Source organism: Nocardia sp. NPDC059228 (genome assembly GCF_042754245.1).
In the GTDB taxonomy this organism is placed as follows: Bacteria; Actinomycetota; Actinomycetes; order Mycobacteriales; family Mycobacteriaceae; genus Nocardia.
Genome location: NZ_JBHZAL010000018.1, coordinates 1 through 16,878 on the forward strand (window position 1 = coordinate 1; position 16,878 = coordinate 16,878).

A 16,878-nucleotide genomic window follows, 5' to 3' on the forward strand; every position below is an offset into this window, starting at 1 on the left:
CTGGCCTACATGACCGACGAAGCCGTCGAGGGCCGCGACGCCTTCCTCGAAAAGCGCGAACCCGACTGGAAGCCCTACCCCTGGTACTTCTGAACTGACCTGCGCTATTGCGGATTTCGCCATGCTGTCCGGTCGGACCCACCTCTGGACAGAGTGTGCTCGGGCCGCGACAGTAGGCAGAAAGCGCGGTTACGCTACGCCAATGCCGTACGTCAGTACCGATGGGGCTCGCATCTTCTACACCGACTCCGGTGCTCGCAGCAGCTCCGTCGTTGTGTTGAGCCATGGGTTCTTCATGGACCTGTCGATGTTCGCACCGCAGGTGGAATATCTGGAAGCGAAGGGCTTTCGGGTGCTGTGCTGGGATGCCCGGGGGCACGGTGGCACTGCTACAGAGCCGCATCGGTCTTTCAGCTATTGGGATTCAGCGCGCGACCTGCTGGCCGTGATGGACGCGGCCGGCGTGGACCGCGCGGTCCTGGGGGGAATGTCGCAGGGCGGCTACACGGCTCTGCGAGCCGCGCTGCTCGCACCGGAGCGCGTGCAGGCACTGATCCTGCTCGACACGGAGGCCGGTGACTCGCCCGACGAGCAGAAGGCAGAGTATCGCGAGCTGTTCGACGCCTGGACGAATCCTGAAGTGCCACTGGCAGTTCTGGCCGACGGTTTGGCGCCGCAGCTGATCGGCGGCACGGCTGCCGATCAGGCGCCGTGGCGCGCCAAATGGGCGGCCAGTGACCGTTCAGCGATCATTCAGGCGGCCGCCTGCTTGACCGAACGGGAGTCCCTCCTTGACCGGTTGGGCGAGATCACGTGTCCCGCAATAGTTTTGCGCGGCGAATTCGACGCCTCGAGCACCGCCGACAAGTCCGGTGCCTTGGCTGCCGGACTGGCCGGGGCCGGTCCCGTGATGACGGTTCCCGGCGCCGGCCACGCAGCCAATTGGACGGCCCCGGATCTGGTCAACGATGCGATCGGCGGATTTCTCAGTCGGTTAGCAAACTCGGCGGCCCGCTGAACGACTGGCGCATGCCGATGAACCACTGAAACGGTGCATCTACGCTGGGCACATCGGTAATCCGGACCCGCACACTGTAGGGCTCGCTGGTGGCCGGGTCACGCAGGTGCATCAAGGGCTGGTGGCGTTCGAAGTCGACGTGCTCGGCTAGATACATGGCCCGGAACTCCGCGCATGAGCTGAGCCTGCCGAGCAGATCCAGTGCCCACTGTGGGTTCTGGTATCTGCCCATGTGCCATCTGAACCAGTTCACGGTCAGCCGGGCTTCGTCCTCCCATTCGATCATTACCTGGTGCGACTCCGGGACCAGGAAGAACCAGACCAGAATATTCTCCACTTCCGACAGCCGCGGATACGCGCGGTCGTAGGCTTCGTTGGTCCACAACACATTCCATCGCTCGTCGATATACCCCGACAGATGTGGAATCAGGCCGTCGGCGGCAGCGCGTAGATCGTCGGAGATCAGTTCACGCATCTCGGCGACCGGCATCGGTGTGTGGGTACGCGGGCCCGGAGTCTTGGGTGCGGCGAGATTGTGCATATGCTGCCGTTCGGCGGGCGTCAGCCGCAGTGCGCGGGCAATCGCGTCCACCACTTCGGGACTCGGTGAGGTCTTCTCACGCTGCTCGATCTGAGCTATATAACTGGCGCTGACGTCACAGAGACCGGCCAGTGCCGGACGGCTGAAGCCGCGGGGATGGTCCGGGTGCCTCGGAATCGTGCGGTGGGTCCGGACGAAGTCACCGAGGTTGGGGGCCAGCAACTGGTCAACCTCGGTTCCCCCCGGTGCGGTGTAGCCAGCGTTCACGGCGAGCAGGATACTCTCCGGGAAGCGATACAGCCCGAATGAGTTTGAGCCCATGCACACCGGAAACCCAAGTGGGAGCGCGGGTCCCGCCTATGTCGAATCGACCACTGGCCAGAGGTACCTCTGGCCAGCGTGCGCCCGGCGTCTTTACCGGCGCAATCCGGGCGTGTTCTTATTTCCCTCGCACCGGCTCCTCGGACACCAACCTCGGAGTCGTCGGTGAGTAGTTGCATTCGGCTCCGCGTATATCGGAAGCACCCTGAATGGTGCGGAGCCCGATAGTTTCCCCGCCTCGCAGGAGGAGGACGGGGATCCCGCTGCGAGGGCTGCGTGAAGGGGGCGTAGCCCTCGCAGAAGGGCGTGCACAGGGGATTGGTACGAGATGTCCACGGTTTTGCCGTGTCCGGCGTGGTGCGTAGAGCACGACGACCCGGATCCGTTCGCACCCGGCGATGGCTGTCACCATTGTGGCCAGGAGCGGCCAGTGCTGGTTGAGATGCCGGCGCGGTCCGGGCTTCCAGCGTTGTTCGTGCAGTTGAACGCTCACGACTGTCATGGGCTGCGATACAGCTGGATCGATCTGGTTGCGCCGAGCCGCGTCCATTCCGAGATGACCGCCGCACAGGCACGGCAGCTTGCCGAAGCTCTCGTAGCGACCGGGGATTTATGGGATTCCCGAATTCTGGCAGACGGCCTGCTGCAGGCCCATGCCTGCCCTCCGTGGTGTAGACAGCACGACGAGGCGATGGATCCGAAGGCCGAACAGTGGCACAGCAGCAGGCCGTGGACGGTGCCGGTGATAGGACCTCAACTGTCCGGTAGCAGAGTCCGAGTGCGGTTGTGCGCCAAAGACACCCGTTTCGATCGCCGACTGGCTGTGGCCCTGACAGTGCGGGAAGGCGAAACAACGGAGCTTACCGGCCCTGAGGCCCGCCGCATCGCGGCAGCGCTTCTGAACGCCGCCGATGACCTCGACAGCACCCTTTAGCCCGGATCGTCATCGGTCCGATGTGCTGGCCCCTGAATGGACCGCGAGGCGATGGCGAGACCTGCTACCTACCAATAACACTCGATCGACCCCGGCCTGCCGGGGTTCAGCGATAGCCACTGGTTAGCCTTCCAGTGTCTGAGGGCACTCGAACACCGGGTTCGTCATACGTGGCACAGATGCCACGCTGCTGTGCGCGAGGCGGGACTTGAACCCGCACGTCCTAGGACACCAGAACCTAAATCTGGCGCGTATGCCAATTTCGCCACTCGCGCTAACGGTACGACCGTCCAAACTTTACCGGGTCTAACTGGGATCGCGAAGCACCGGGCGGGTGTGGCGTACTGGTCGGTAACCTCACCAGGGATTATAACGATTTAATAAACCTCAACGTGAGGGAGCCTCACATTTCCTACACGAACGTAACCGAGCCAACCAGCGGCTTCAAATATGAGGGAGAGTCATGTTTCGCGTCATTCTGGTACGAACGTACGGAAAAACTGCCCAGTAAGTACCCGGTTGGTGACCAAACATGAGGAGATCCTCATGATTTTGTGCCATCCTCGGCTTCTACCAGGGCCTGCGGGCCGGAGGGATACCTGCGCACCGTGAGCGCGGCCCAGTCCTTGGAGGCTGGCCGCCAGGAGAAGGAAGTCGAACGTCTTGACGATCAACGAGAGCACCGGAACCGGATCGAAGGCCAGGGCGGCGGGGAAGTCACGGGAGAGTGGTGTCAGGTCGTCACTGCTGGACCGGTTGCTGGGGGGTGCGCCGTATGCTCTCGCATTCGGTGGGCAGGGCGCGCAGTGGCTTACCGAGCTCGAGGAGATCGGGCGGGATTCCGCCCTGGAGCCCGAGCTGAGGGCGCTGGTCAACGAGGCCGCCACCACGCTGGAACCGATCGCGGCGCAGCTGCTTGTGGTCCGGCCGGTCGGTTTCGACCCCATCGCATGGATGCTGGAAGAAGAGATCGCCGACCCGGAACAGGGGGAGGTGTCGGGAGCGCCGTCAGCGCAGGTGTTGCGCTCCGCCGCCGTCTCGATGCCGGGTGTGTTCCTGACCCAGGTCGCCGCGCTGCGCGCGCTGCGCCTGCAGGGCCTCGACATCGTCGCGCACGCGCCCGCCGCCGTTATCGGCCACTCGCAGGGCCGCATCGCCGCCGCCGCCGCCGAGGCGCACGGGCAGCGGGACGCCGAACTGCTGGCCATCGCCCAGATGATCGGCGCCGCGGCCGGCCTGGTCGCCCGCCGCCGCGGTCTGCTCCCGGTGGGGGAGAAGTCCCCCATGGTCGCCGTCTCCAATGTCGACCCCGAGGACCTGGAAGCCGTTGTCGCCGAGGTCATGGCCGGTGTCGCGCCGGAGAAGGCCGCCGTACTGTCCATTCGCAACGGCCGCCGCCGCACCGTGCTGAGCGGCCCGGTCGGCCAGCTCGACCGCGTGCGCCAGCGTGCCGCCGAGATCAATGCCGAGCAGGCCGCCGAGCGCGACGCCAAGAAGCGCGGCGGCGCGGTCTTCGCCCCCGTTTTCGAGGACGTCCCGGTCGAGGTGGCCTTCCACCACCCGGCGCTGGCCGAGACCGTCGACCTGGTCGAGGGCTGGGCCCAGCAGTGTGGCCTGGACACCGAGCTGGCCGCGCGCCTCGCCCGGGAAGTGCTCGTCGACCCGATCGACTGGGTCGGCACCGTCGACGACACGGTCTCCCGTGGCGCGCAGTGGATCCTGGACCTCGGTCCCGGCGACCTGCTGACCCGCCTCACCGCCGGCTCGCTCAAGGGCACCGGCGTCGGTGTGCTCGCCGCCTCCACCCGCCCGGGCCAGCGCAGCCTGTTCACCCCCGGCGCGGCCCCCGAGGTCGCCGCGGCCTGGAGCGAATTCGCGCCCAAGCCGGTCCGCCTGCCCAATGGCCGCATCGTGGTCGAGACCGCGTTCACCCGCCTCACCGGCCGCTCGCCCATCCTGCTGGCGGGCATGACCCCCACCACCGTCGACGCGAAAATCGTTGCGGCCGCGGCCAATGCGGGCCACTGGGCCGAGCTGGCCGGTGGCGGTCAGGTCACCGAGCAGATCTTCGCCGACCGGGTCGAGGAGCTGAAGCAGCTGCTGCAGCCCGGCCGCGCGGTGCAGTTCAACTCGCTGTTCCTGGACCCGTACCTGTGGAAGCTGCAGCTGGGCGGCAAGCGCCTGGTGCAGCGCGCCCGCAGCGCCGGCGCCCCGCTGGACGGCGTCATCGTCACCGCCGGCATCCCGGAACTCGAAGAGGCCGTCGCCCTCATCGAGGAGCTGTCCGAGGTCGGCATCACCCACGTGGCCTTCAAGCCCGGCACCGTGGCCCAGATCCGCGCCGTGCTGCGCATCGCCGACGCCGTGCCGTCGTACCCGGTGATCATGCACATCGAGGGCGGCCGTGCCGGTGGCCACCACTCCTGGGAAGACCTCGACGACCTGCTGCTCGCGACCTACGCCGAACTGCGTGGCCGCGAGAACGTGATCGTCTGCGTCGGCGGCGGTATCGGCACTCCCGAGCGCGCCACCGAATACCTCACCGGCGAGTGGTCGCAGCAGCACGGCTACCCGGCCATGCCGCTGGACGGCGTCCTGGTCGGCACCGCCGCCATGGCCACCCTCGAGGCCACCACCGCCCCCGAGGTGAAGCAGCTGCTGGTCGACACCCCCGGCACCCCCGACTGGGTCGGTGCGGGCACCGCGGTCGGCGGCATGGCTTCCGGCCGTAGCCAATTGGGCGCGGATATCCACGAGATCGACAATGCCGCCTCCCGCACCGGCCGCCTGCTGGACGAGGTCGCCGGTGACGCCGAGGCCGTGGCCGCCCGCCGCGCCGAGATCATCGCGGCCCTCGACGCGACCGCCAAGCCGTACTTCGGCGATGTCGCCACCATGACCTACCTGGAGTGGCTGGAGCGCTACGTCGAGCTGGCCGTCGGACTGGACCGCCGCAAGGACTTCGACTGCGGTGCCGACTTCTCCGACGCCATCGTCGACGCCACCCGCTCGGTGTGGCTGGACATCACCTGGCGCGACCGGTTCGCGGAGATGGTGCGCCGCACCGAATCCCGGCTCAACCCGGCCGACCGTGGTGAAATCGCAACCCTTTTCGCGGACGACTCCGCCTTCGAGACCCCGGTCCAGGCCATCTGCACCCTGAAGGAGCAGTACCCGGCCGCCGCCGGCACCGTCCTGCACCCGGCCGACGTCCCGTTCTTCGTCGCGCTGTGCAAGACCCCCGGCAAGCCGGTCAACTTCGTCCCGGTCGTCGACCAGGACGTGCGCCGCTGGTGGCGCTCGGATTCGCTGTGGCAGGCCCACGATCCGCGCTACACCGCCGACCAGGTCTGCATCATCCCCGGCACCGTCGCCGTCGCGGGCATCACCCGCGTCGACGAGCCGGTCGGTGAGCTGCTCGACCGTTTCGAGCAGAACACCGCCTACTCCCTGGTGCGCGCGGGCGTCGTCCCGGCCGCCGTGGACGGCCGCCGCCGCGCCGAGGTCGCCAACGGCCTGCTCGACATCGTGCTCGCCGCCCCCGACGTGCAGTGGGCCGGCCGCACCACCGTCAACCCCATCCACCGCCTGGGCGACCTGGACGAGTGGGAGATGAACGGCAAGGGCGCCAAGCACCCGCGCACCGGCTCCACCCTGTCCGCCACCGAGGGCCCCGAATCCGATTCCGCCTACGTGGAATTGACCGTCCCGCTGCTGGGCCAGGATGCCGTCCGCATTCGCATCACCGTCCCCGGCTCCGTGTACAACGGTGGCGCGCCGGTCATCACGGACACCGATGCCGAGGCCGCCATGTCGGCGCTGCTGGCCGTCGCCGCCGGCCAGTCACTGCCCGAGGTCAAGGCCGTCGACGGCGCCCAGGTGGCGCACGTCAACCTGGCCTGGAGCCCGGACCTGATCGCCGACCACGCCGGTGTCACCGGCGCGGGCCTGCCCGACAACCTGAGCACCATCGGCCGCACCGCCCCCGACGTGCTCGTCGGCGCCTGCTGGCCCGCCGTTTTCGCGGTCCTGGGCGCTACCCGTACCGCCGACGCGCAGAGCGTCATCGAGGGCATGCTGGATCTGGTCCACCTGGACCATCAGATCGAGCTGCTGGGCGAGCTGCCCGCGGAGCACGCCGTGCTCGCCGTCCGCGCCGAATCCGCCGAGGTGCTCGACACCGACCTGGGCCGCGTGGTCGAGGTCAAGGTCACCGTCGGTGTCATGCGCGACCACGGCCTGGAGACCCCGGCCGTCGCGAAACTGGTGGAGCGCTTCGCCATTCGCGGTCGCACCGGCCGGGCCGAGCTGGCCGACCCGCCGCGCGCCGCGGGCTCGCTGTCCGAGGCCGCCTCCGACACCCCGCGCCGTCGCCGGCGCGACGTGGCCCTGGTCGCGCCGCGCGCCATGGGCGCCTTCGCGCAGGTCTCGGGCGACTTCAACCCGATCCACACCTCCGACAACGCCGCGAAGCTGGCCGGTCTGGGCAACCCGATCGTGCACGGCATGTGGCTGTCGGCCGCCGCGCAGCACGCCGTCTCGGCCATCGATCTGAGCGACAAGGTGCCGCCGCGCACCATCACCGCCTGGACCACCCGCTTCCTGGGCATGGTCCGGCTCGGCGCCAAGATCGATGTCCGCGTGGAACGCGTTGCGGTGGACCGGGGTTCGGAGATCGTCGAGGTCTCCTGCCGCATCGACGGCAACCTGGTGATGACCGCCACCGGTCGCATCGCGCCGCCGAAGACGGTCTACGCCTTCCCGGGACAGGGCATTCAGGCCAAGGGGATGGGTCTGGAAGCCCGGACGCGGTCCAAGGCCGCCAAGGACATCTGGGATCGCGCCGACAAGCACACCCGTGAGGCCCTGGGCTTCTCGATTCTGGCCGTGGTGCGCGACAACCCGACCTACCTCAAGGCGCGCGGCGTCGAGTACCGCCACCCGCAGGGCGTGCTGCACCTGACCCAGTTCACCCAGGTGGCCATGGCCACGCTGGGTGTCGCGCAGGTCGCGGAGCTGCGTGAGGCCGGCGCCTTCATCGAGGGGGCCATGCTCGCCGGGCATTCCGTCGGTGAGTACAACGCGCTGTCCGCCGCGGCGGGCGTGCTGCCGCTGAACGCCGTGCTGGAGGTCGTCTTCCAGCGCGGCTCGGCCATGCACGAGTTGGTGCCCCGGGATGCCCAGGGCCGCAGCGACTACCGCATGGCGGCCATCCGGCCCTCGCAGATCGGCATCGCCGACGACCAGGTCATCGACTGGGTGAAGAACCTCGGCGAGCAGGCCGGGGAATTCCTCGAGGTGGTCAACCTCAACCTGCGCGGCGCGCAGTACGCCATCGCGGGCACCGTGAAGGGCATGGAGGCGCTCGAGACCGAGATCGAGCGGCTGCGCGCCGAGACCGGCGGCAAGCGGGCGTTCGTGCTCATCCCGGGTATCGACGTGCCGTTCCACTCCACCGTGTTGCGCGCCGGTGTGCCGGAATTCCGCGGCAAGCTGCTGGAGCTGCTGCCGCAGGACCTGGACCCGAGCCTGCTCATCGGCCGCTACATCCCGAACCTGGTGCCGCGCGTGTTCAACCTGGAGCGCGAATACGTCCAGGAGATCGCCGATCTGGTGCCGTCCGAGCCCCTCGCGGAGGTGCTGGCGAACTGGGACGAGTGGTCCGCCAAGCAGGTGGAGCTGTGCCGCGTGGTTCTGGTCGAGCTGCTGGCCTGGCAATTCGCCAGCCCCGTCCGCTGGATCGAGACCCAGGACCTGCTGTTCACCGATGTCGAGCACGGTGGTGTCGGCATCGAGCGGTTCGTCGAAATCGGTTTGGCCGCAACGCCGACCGTCGCGAACCTGGCGTCCAACACGCTGAAGCTGCCGCAGTTCGGCAGCGCGGTGGTCGAGGTGCTGAACATCGAACGCGAGCGCGGCGTCGTCTACTCGACCGATACCGATCCCGCGCCGGTGGAGGAGCCCGAGGAGACCCCGTCCACTGAGACATCGAAGGACACCGCTTCCGCCGCACCGGCTCCCGCGGCCGCCGCTGCCCCGGCCCCCGTGGCCGTGCCGACCGGTGGCCCCACCCCGGACGACATCGCGTTCTCCGCCGCCGACGCCACCCGCGTGCTCATCGCGCTGTGGACCAAGCTGCGCATGGACCAGATCGGCCCGGTGGACACCATCGAGGGCCTGTGTGACGGCGTGTCCTCGCGCCGCAACCAGCTGCTCGTCGACCTCGGCGCGGAGCTCTCGCTCGGCGCCATCGACGGTGCCGCCGACGCCGACATGGGCGCGCTGTCCGGCACGGTCGACCGCCTGGCCCGCACCTACAAGCCGTTCGGCTCGGTGCTCTCCGACGCCATCGGCGACCACCTGCGCAAGGTTTTCGGCCCCTCCGGCAAGCGGCCCGCCGCCATCGGCGACCGCGTCAAGAAGGTCTGGGGTCTGGGCGACGGCTGGGTCAGCCACGTCACCGCCGAGGTTTCGCTCGGCACCCGTGAGGGCCAGTCGGTCCGCGGTGGCGACCTGGGCGGCCTGGTCTCCGGCGGCCTCTCCGATGGATCGTCCGTGGATGCCGCCATCGACGCCGCCGTGCAGGCCGTGGCCCTGCGCCGCGGAGTCGCGGTCTCCATGCCGTCCGCCGGTGGTGGTGGCGGCGCGACCGTCGACGCGGCCGCGCTGGGCGAGTTCACCGAGCAGATCACCGGCCGCGACGGCGTGCTGGCGCAGGCCGCCCGGGTGATCCTGGAGTCCCTGGGCCACGCCGAGCAGGCGTCCGCGCCGGAGGCGACCACGGACACCCTGGTGGACCTGGTCTCGGCCGAACTGGGTTCGGACTGGCCGCGACTGGTCGCGCCCGCCTTCGACGCCCGCAAGGCTGTGCTCATCGACGACCGGTGGGCCAGCGCCCGTGAGGATCTCGCCCGCCTGTGGTTCGGCAACGACGGCTCGCTGCCGGCCGAACCGGTGGTGGACGGCTACCTCGGCGCCGGTGAAGCCGTTGCCGCGCAGGCCACCTGGTGGCGCAACCGGGCCATGACGGAGGCCCGCTCGGTGCTGGCCGGTGTCTACGGCGCGATCGCCGAAGCCGCCCGCAGCAGCGCGGATCCCGGCGTCTGGTCCTCCGACATCGCCGTGATCACCGGTGCCAGTAAGGGTTCCATCGCGGCGGCGGCCACCGGCCGGCTGCTCGCGGGTGGCGCCACGGTCGTGGTCACCACCTCCAAGCTGGACGACGAGCGCCTGGGCTTCTACAAGCAGCTCTACCGCGAGAACGCCCGCAAGGGGGCCGCGCTGTGGGTGGTCCCGGCGAACATGGCCTCCTACACCGATATCGACGCGCTCATCGACTGGGTCGGCAACGAGCAGGTCGACAATGCCGGTGGTGCAAAGGTTCTCGTCAAGGAGGCGATGACCCCCACCCTGCTGCTGCCCTTCGCCGCGCCGCGCGTGGCCGGTGACCTCTCCGACGCCGGCGCTCGCGCCGAAATGGAGATGCGGGTGCTGCTGTGGTCGGTGGAGCGTCTCATCGGCGGCCTGTCCAAGCTGGGCGCCGACCACGACGTGGACGCGAAACTTCATGTGGTGCTGCCGGGTTCGCCCAACCGCGGCATGTTCGGCGGGGACGGCGCCTACGGTGAGTCCAAGGCCGCCCTGGACGCCATCGTCGCCAAGTGGCGCGCGGAGAAGTCCTGGTCGGAGCGGGTCACCCTGGTGCACGCGCTGATCGGCTGGGTGCGCGGCACCGGCCTCATGGGCGGCAACGACCCGCTGGTCACGGCCGTCGAGAAGGCGGGCGTGCACACCTGGTCCACGCTGCAGATGGCCGACGAACTGCTCAAGTGGTGCAGCTCGCGGGCCCGCGTGGTGACCGCGGCCGGACCGCAGCAGATCGACCTGACCGGCGGTCTCGCCGGAGCCAAGCTGGATCTGCCGGAGCTGGCCCGTGAAGCCCGCGAGCAGGCCGAGGCCGCCGCCGACGAGTCGGAAGGCACTGACGGCGCGACCATTTCGGCCCTGCCCGCCCCGCCGACCCTGTCCTCCAAGCTGCCCACCCCCGAATGGGGTTCGGTCACAGCCGATCTCGACGACATGGTCGTCATCGTCGGCGCCGGCGAGCTCGGCCCCTACGGTTCGGCGCGCACCCGCTTCGAGATCGAGGTCGCCGACCAGCTCTCCGCCGCGGGCGTGCTCGAGCTGGCCTGGACCACCGGCCTGGTCACCTGGGAGAACGACCCCAGGCCCGGCTGGTACGACACCGAATCCGGTGAGTACGTCGAGGAATCCGAGCTGGCCGACCGCTACCACGACACCGTGGTGGAGCGCTGCGGCGTGCGCCGCTACGGCGACGACGGCGCCATGATCGACAATGCCGCCCCGCTGCTCACCTCGGTGTTCCTGGACAAGGACCTCACCTTCGTGGTCAACAGCGAGGCCGAGGCGCGGGCCTTCTTCGCCGCCAACCCGGAGCAGACGGTCGTCACCCCGGTCGCGGGCACGGACGACTGGCAGGTGACCCGTAAGGCGGGCACCGAGATTCGCGTGCCGCGCAAGGCCAAGCTGTCGCGCACCGTCGGCGGTCAGATCCCGACCGGCTGGGATCCCACCAAGTGGGGCATCTCCGCCGATATGGCCGGCTCCATCGACCGGGTGGCGCTGTGGAACATCGTCTGCACCGTGGACGCCTTCCTGGGCTCGGGCTTCAGCCCGGCGGAACTCATGAGCTGGGTGCACCCGGCCATGGTCGCCAACACCCAGGGCACCGGTATGGGCGGCATGTCGTCGATGCGCTCGCTCTACATCGACAACCTGCTCGGTGAGCCGCGGGCCAACGACATCCTGCAGGAGGCGCTGCCCAACGTGGCTCTGGCGCACGTGGTTCAGAGCTACGTCGGCTCCTACGGCGGCATGATCCACCCGGTCGCGGCCTGCGCGACCGCGGCGGTCTCCGTCGAGGAGGGTGTGGACAAGATCCGGCTCGGCAAGGCCGACCTGGTGGTCGCGGGCGGCTACGACGACCTCGGCATCGAGGGCATCGTGGGCTTCGGCGACATGTCCGCCACCGCCGACTCGGCCGTCATGTCCGCCAAGGGCATCAGCGACCGTTACTTCTCCCGCGCCAACGACCGCCGCCGCGGCGGCTTCGTCGAATCGCAGGGTGGCGGAACGGTATTGCTGGCCCGCGGCTCGGTGGCGCTGGAGATGGGCCTGCCGGTGCTGGGCGTCGTCGCCTACGCACAGTCCTTCGCCGACGGCGTGCACACCTCGATTCCGGCTCCGGGCCTGGGCGCCCTGGGTGCGGGTCGCGGTGGCCCGGAGTCCAAGCTGGCCAAGGAACTCGCCAAGCTCGGCGTCACCCCGGACGAGATCGCGGTGATCTCCAAGCACGACACCTCCACCGCGGCAAACGATCCCAACGAGTCCGAGCTGCACGAGCGTCTGGCCACCGCCATCGGCCGCTCGGAAGGCGCTCCGCTGTTCGTGATTTCGCAGAAGACCCTCACCGGTCACGCGAAGGGCGGCGCGGCGGCGTTCCAGATGATCGGCCTGTGCCAGGTGCTCGAGCATGGTGTCATCCCGCCCAACCGCAGCCTCGACTGCGTGGACGAGAAGATGGCCCAGTACCCGCACCTGGTGTGGCTGCGCGAGCCGCTCGCGGTGGGAGATCGCTTCCCGCTCAAGGCCGGTCTGGTCACCTCGCTCGGCTTCGGGCACGTGTCCGGCCTGCTGGCCATCGTGCACCCGCAGGCGTTCGTCGAGGCCATCGCCGACGCCGAGCAGCGGGAGGCGTACCAGCGCAAGGCCGAGGAGCGGCAGCTGGCCGGCCGCCAGCGCTTCGCCGAGGCCATGTGCGGCGGCGCCCCGCTGTACGAGCGGCCCGCGGACCGTCGCCTCGGCGGCGACGGCACCCCGGCCAAGCAGTCCCGGCAGCTGGAAGCCGACATGCTGCTGTCGCAGCAGGCCCGGCTCGGCGCCGACGCCGTCTACGTGGCGGTGCCGAAGGGACCGGCCTGCCAGTAGGCCACACAGACCGGCCTGTCGGTAAGTAGCCCCCGGCAGGTCTGACACAGCGGGCTCGCGCCGGCGCTCCTCCGAGTGCCGGCGCGGGCCCGCTGTTTCCACGTCCGCGAGCGGACCAAATGGCACTGCGACGACTGGGACATGTGTTCGAGGGAGCCTACGGTGCCGTAGGTCCGCTGGTATGTTCGCAGCCAATTCGACTGCACGCACAAGGAATCTAGGAGTCCCGCACTGTGACGATCCTGGGTATCGGCCTGGACTTGGTCACCATCTCCGAGTTCGCCGAACAACTGGAACGCACCGGAACCACCATGCTCCGGGAGAGTTTCACCGCTGGGGAACGGCGCTACTGCCAAAGCAAGGGCACCGACCCGGCCCGCAGTTACGCCATCCGGTGGGCCGCGAAGGAGGCGGTCATCAAGGCGTGGGCGACCTCTCGCTTCGCCCGCAGCCCGCAGATCGGGGACAACCCGTACCCGTTGATCGAGGTCGTGAACGACGCCTGGGGACGGCCCAGCATCAAATTGCACGGGCTGGCAGCGGAATTCCTGCCCCGGGTGCGAGTTCACCTGTCGCTCACCCACGATGGCGACACCGCCGCCGCCATGGTGGTGCTGGAGGATCCGGGCGAACTGGCCGATCTGATGCGCGACTGATCCGCGCGGATCCGCAACGGGAGGGTCGCGGTTACTCCGGATCGAAGGTGGTGCGCTGCCCGCCGGAGCGCGATTCCTTTTCCGCGATCAGCAGATACGCCACCATGAGGCGCTTGAGCTCGGCGACGGCGTCCTCATGGCTGAGCCCGTCCTGCACCGAGAAGTTCAGCATCGAGTACACGACGTGCACCAGCACCTGCGCCATCATGGAACGGCGGCCGCGCGGGGTGCGCGGCATGAGCGGGCGCAGCATCTGCGAAACCGCTTCGGCGAATTCCTTTTCGTGGATCGCGCCGGTCGCACGCGTGGACGGGGTGGACTGCATGGCCAGCCACACCTCGCGCCGTGACGGGTCGGTCATCCACAGATCGGCCAGGTGATCGACCAGCTGCGTCATGTGCCGCAGCCAGTCCATGGACGGGATCTCGCCGTGGAAATCGGCCAGTTCCTGCGAAACCGCCACCAGGTCTTGTCGATTCAGCTCGCAGACGATGACGTACTTGTTGGCGAAGAACTGGTAGAGGGTGCCGATCGGCACTTCGGCGCGGGCCGCGACCTCTTCGCAGGTGAACGATTCGAAGCCGACCTCGACGAGTAATTCCCGGGATGCCTGCAGCAGGGCGTCGAACTTGCGTTTTGATCGTTCCTGCGTCGGGCGGCGACGGGGCATCAGCTCCTGTGGATCGTCCTGCAGCTCCAACGCAGGGTCCGGTCGTCGCGTCGACCCGGTTCCCGTGCGTGCTTCCACGATGAACAGCCTACGGGTAGCGACACGCGCATGACACGCTGCGGTACTTCGTGTGTCATCGCATCCCAACCCATCCACGCCGCGTTCGGCTCCGAACACCCATCGCAGCTGCCTCCCAGCTGCGGATCTCTGCCGGCGCATCTCGACTGTCCGTCCGCCAGTACGTCGACGTTGGAAGGCTGATTGTGGTTGCTTCTACCCCTGTTCGTTCCGCGGTGACCATCGGCGTCGCGACCGAGCGCGGCACGGTGCGCGCGGTGGCCCTCACCGAAGACGGCGACAAGGTGTCCGAGCGCGTGGTGCTCGAGCGTGTCGAACCGATCACCGGCGATACGAAGGCCGACTTGGCGGTCGCGGTGGAGTCGGCGCTGGAGGACATCGCCGACCGGATCGGTACGGGCCGTGAGATTCTCGGCGCGGCGGTCGCCTACCGGGATGCCGCCGAGCGCCGCGCGATCGTCACCAAGCTGGCCGCCGGCTCCTGGCGCGACGCCTCCCTGGTGTCGGCCAAGGCCGCGCACCTCGCGATGGCGCGCGCCATGACCTGGGTGGATGAATTCGAGGATCTCGCCATCTGCGAGGTGGTGCCCGGCTTCCAGGCCTTCTCGCTCATCTCGCCCGAGCGCAGCCGGGTGCTCGCCGCGGTGACGCTCACCGGTGGCGCGGCCACCGAGGAGGCCATGCGCACAGCCGTCACCGCCGCCTGGGACCAGTTCGACGCGGCGGGTGTGAAGCCGGACGCGGTGGTGCTGATCGGTTCGGCCGCAACCGAACCCGCGGTGGTGGCCGCCCTGGAGTCGGGCTTCGGCGCACCGGTCATCCCGTGCTCGGTGGCGGCGGCCGCACCGGCCATCGGCGCGGCCCTGGCCGCCCTGCCCGAGGTCGAGTTCGCGGGCGAGGCCGCCGACCGCATCCGCCGAGTCCGCGGTACCGCGGCCCTGTTCGCGGCGGCCAGCGTGCTGGCGGGCGGTCTGGTGGCGGGCGGGATCTATACCTCGGGCAGTGATTCCAAGAAGGTTCCGGCCCCGATGCTCATCGACTCCCGGGTCTCCGCCGACCCGCGCAACCCTGCCGAGCATCCGGCCGGCGAGGCACCGGCGCCCGCCACAACTGAGATCGGACCTGGCGGTCCCTTCGTCGACGGACTGCCGGTCGGCCCGGCCGATCCGACGGATGGGGTGACGCCGAGCTACGGTCAGCCCGCCTACGGTCAACCCACGCCCGAACTGCAGCCCAGCGATATGGTGACCATCGATCCGGCCACGCTCAACTGGGGTCCGCGCGGCGACAACCCGCGGACCGGCGGAAAACCCAGGCCGCTGATCAAGGCCCGTCCGGAGCCGGAGGTGGCCTCCAATCCGGAGTCGATCATCCCGGCCCCGACCCACACGGTCGGCGCACCCACCGAATCCGGGCTGTTCCCGGGCGAACTCGCGCCCCCGCCATTGGACACGACCGAGTTCTCCTCCTGGTGGGACAACCATTGGCGGATGATGTTCCAGTGGGCGGCACAGGCGCTGCCGAAGGCGTAGCGGCTTCCCTCCCGAGATCCTTGCTCGGAATCCCGGCCCGAATCAGGACCGGGATTCCGGGTTTTCGCGGTCAGACGGACAGATCGCGGCGCAACTTGGCGACGTTCCCGGTGGCCTTCACGTTGTACTGCGCGACCTCGACCTTTCCGTTCTCGTCGACCAGGAGGGTGGACCGAACAACGCCGGTTATTCGTCGATTGACACCTACATGGGTTGACCTGGGCACGGCGCGCGGTTATACCGACAGGTCGCGGCGGAGCTTGGCTACGTGGCCGGTCGCGCGCACGTTGTACTGAGCGAGGGCGATCTTGCCCTGCTCATCGACAAGAAAGGAGCTCCGGATGACGCCGGTGACCTTCTTGCCGTACATCATCTTCTCGCCGAACGCGCCGTAGGCGGACAGCACCTCCTTGTCCGGGTCGGACAGCAGCGGGAAGGTGAGCTGCTCGGTGTCGCGGAATTTGGCGAGCTTGGCCGGCTTGTCGGGGGAGATGCCGACGACCTCGAGGCCGGCGCCTTCGAGATCGGCCAGGTTGTCGCGGAAATCGCAGGCCTGCTTGGTGCAGCCGGGCGTGCTGGCGGCCGGGTAGAAGTACACGATCACCTTGCGCCCGCGGTAGTCCGACAGCGAGACGTCCTTGCCGTCGGCGTCGGGCAGGGTGAAGGCGGGCGCGGTGTCGCCGGGACTGAGTCGGTGATTCTCGGTCATGCCGCCACGCTAGTCGACGGGCTCGAGCCGATGTTGGCGATACACTCCTGAACAGGTCGGCTCGCATGCGCCTGCGTCGCGCGAGCGGCCCCGAGACGACAATGCCGCCTTCCAGCGCGGTTTCCAGACAGGAGTGTGACGTGGCGAGAGATACCGAGGCGATCGAGCGGGAGATCGAGGCAGCACGCAACCGGCTCGCGAGTACCCTCGATGAACTCGCGGTCCGCGCCGATCCCCAGCGGCTGGCCGACAATGCCAAGCGGTCGGTTCTGGCGAAGCTGAACGAGCCCAAGATCAAGTACAGCCTCATCGGCGCCGGCGCCCTGGTCGCGACCCTTGTCGTGGTCAAGATCTTCCGCCGCTGAGCAGCGCCGACTCTCGGACACTCAGGGGTCGCCCCTGAATCCCGAA

At 68.8% G+C, this 16,878-nt stretch carries 9 protein-coding genes, 1 tRNA gene and 2 pseudogenes; 7 read left to right on the forward strand and 5 right to left on the reverse strand.

Features of this window, described 5'->3' with window-relative positions; all coding sequences use genetic code 11:
• Positions 1 to 93 (forward strand): annotated as a pseudogene (locus tag ACFXKA_RS25265) (1,4-dihydroxy-2-naphthoyl-CoA synthase); the annotation flags it as partial.
• Positions 94 to 202: 109 nt separating this feature from the next.
• Positions 203 to 1,018 carry an alpha/beta fold hydrolase gene (locus tag ACFXKA_RS25270; protein WP_379429154.1) on the forward strand — a complete coding sequence of 272 codons (816 nt, stop codon included), beginning with the start codon at positions 203 to 205 and terminating at the stop codon, positions 1,016 to 1,018.
• On the opposite strand, the gene ACFXKA_RS25275 is transcribed toward ACFXKA_RS25270, so the two are convergent.
• Positions 987 to 1,880, reverse strand: coding sequence for a helix-turn-helix domain-containing protein (locus ACFXKA_RS25275; RefSeq protein WP_379429249.1), 894 nt, complete (start codon positions 1,878 to 1,880; stop codon positions 987 to 989). The genes ACFXKA_RS25270 and ACFXKA_RS25275 overlap by 32 nt on opposite strands.
• Positions 1,881 to 2,208: 328 nt before the next feature.
• Between ACFXKA_RS25275 and ACFXKA_RS25280 the strand changes: the two genes are divergently transcribed.
• Entirely contained in the window at positions 2,209 to 2,814 is a 606-nt protein-coding gene (locus ACFXKA_RS25280) for a DUF6907 domain-containing protein (RefSeq protein WP_379429155.1), read from the forward strand.
• A gap of 193 nt (positions 2,815 to 3,007) precedes the next feature.
• Here the strand turns inward: ACFXKA_RS25280 and ACFXKA_RS25285 are convergent.
• Positions 3,008 to 3,089, reverse strand: a tRNA-Leu gene (locus tag ACFXKA_RS25285).
• A gap of 388 nt (positions 3,090 to 3,477) precedes the next feature.
• Here ACFXKA_RS25285 and ACFXKA_RS25290 point away from each other — a divergent pair.
• Positions 3,478 to 12,822, forward strand: a complete 9,345-nt coding sequence (locus ACFXKA_RS25290) for a fatty acid synthase subunit beta domain-containing protein (protein ID WP_379429156.1) — start codon at positions 3,478 to 3,480, stop codon at positions 12,820 to 12,822.
• Positions 12,823 to 13,055: 233 nt separating this feature from the next.
• Positions 13,056 to 13,478 carry a holo-ACP synthase gene (locus tag ACFXKA_RS25295; RefSeq protein ID WP_354834180.1) on the forward strand — a complete coding sequence of 141 codons (423 nt, stop codon included), beginning with the start codon at positions 13,056 to 13,058 and terminating at the stop codon, positions 13,476 to 13,478.
• A gap of 31 nt (positions 13,479 to 13,509) precedes the next feature.
• Here ACFXKA_RS25295 and ACFXKA_RS25300 read toward each other — a convergent pair whose 3' ends face one another.
• A complete protein-coding gene (locus ACFXKA_RS25300; RefSeq protein WP_230329926.1) occupies positions 13,510 to 14,148 on the reverse strand; it encodes a TetR/AcrR family transcriptional regulator in 639 nt (212 codons plus the stop codon).
• Between the two features lie 293 nt (positions 14,149 to 14,441).
• On the opposite strand from ACFXKA_RS25300, the gene ACFXKA_RS25305 reads away from it, so the two are divergent.
• On the forward strand, positions 14,442 to 15,758 hold the full coding sequence (locus ACFXKA_RS25305) for a hypothetical protein (RefSeq protein WP_379429157.1): 1,317 nt from the start codon (positions 14,442 to 14,444) through the stop codon (positions 15,756 to 15,758).
• A 70-nt stretch (positions 15,759 to 15,828) separates the two neighbouring features.
• Here ACFXKA_RS25305 and ACFXKA_RS25310 read toward each other — a convergent pair.
• Positions 15,829 to 15,933 (reverse strand): annotated as a pseudogene (locus ACFXKA_RS25310) (peroxiredoxin); the annotation flags it as partial.
• Between the two features lie 60 nt (positions 15,934 to 15,993).
• Entirely contained in the window at positions 15,994 to 16,467 is a 474-nt protein-coding gene (bcp, locus tag ACFXKA_RS25315) for a thioredoxin-dependent thiol peroxidase (RefSeq protein ID WP_354834189.1), read from the reverse strand.
• A gap of 140 nt (positions 16,468 to 16,607) precedes the next feature.
• On the opposite strand from bcp, the gene ACFXKA_RS25320 reads away from it, so the two are divergent.
• Positions 16,608 to 16,832, forward strand: a complete 225-nt coding sequence (locus tag ACFXKA_RS25320) for a DUF3618 domain-containing protein (protein ID WP_354834192.1) — start codon at positions 16,608 to 16,610, stop codon at positions 16,830 to 16,832.
• The last annotated feature ends 46 nt before the right edge of the window (positions 16,833 to 16,878 follow it).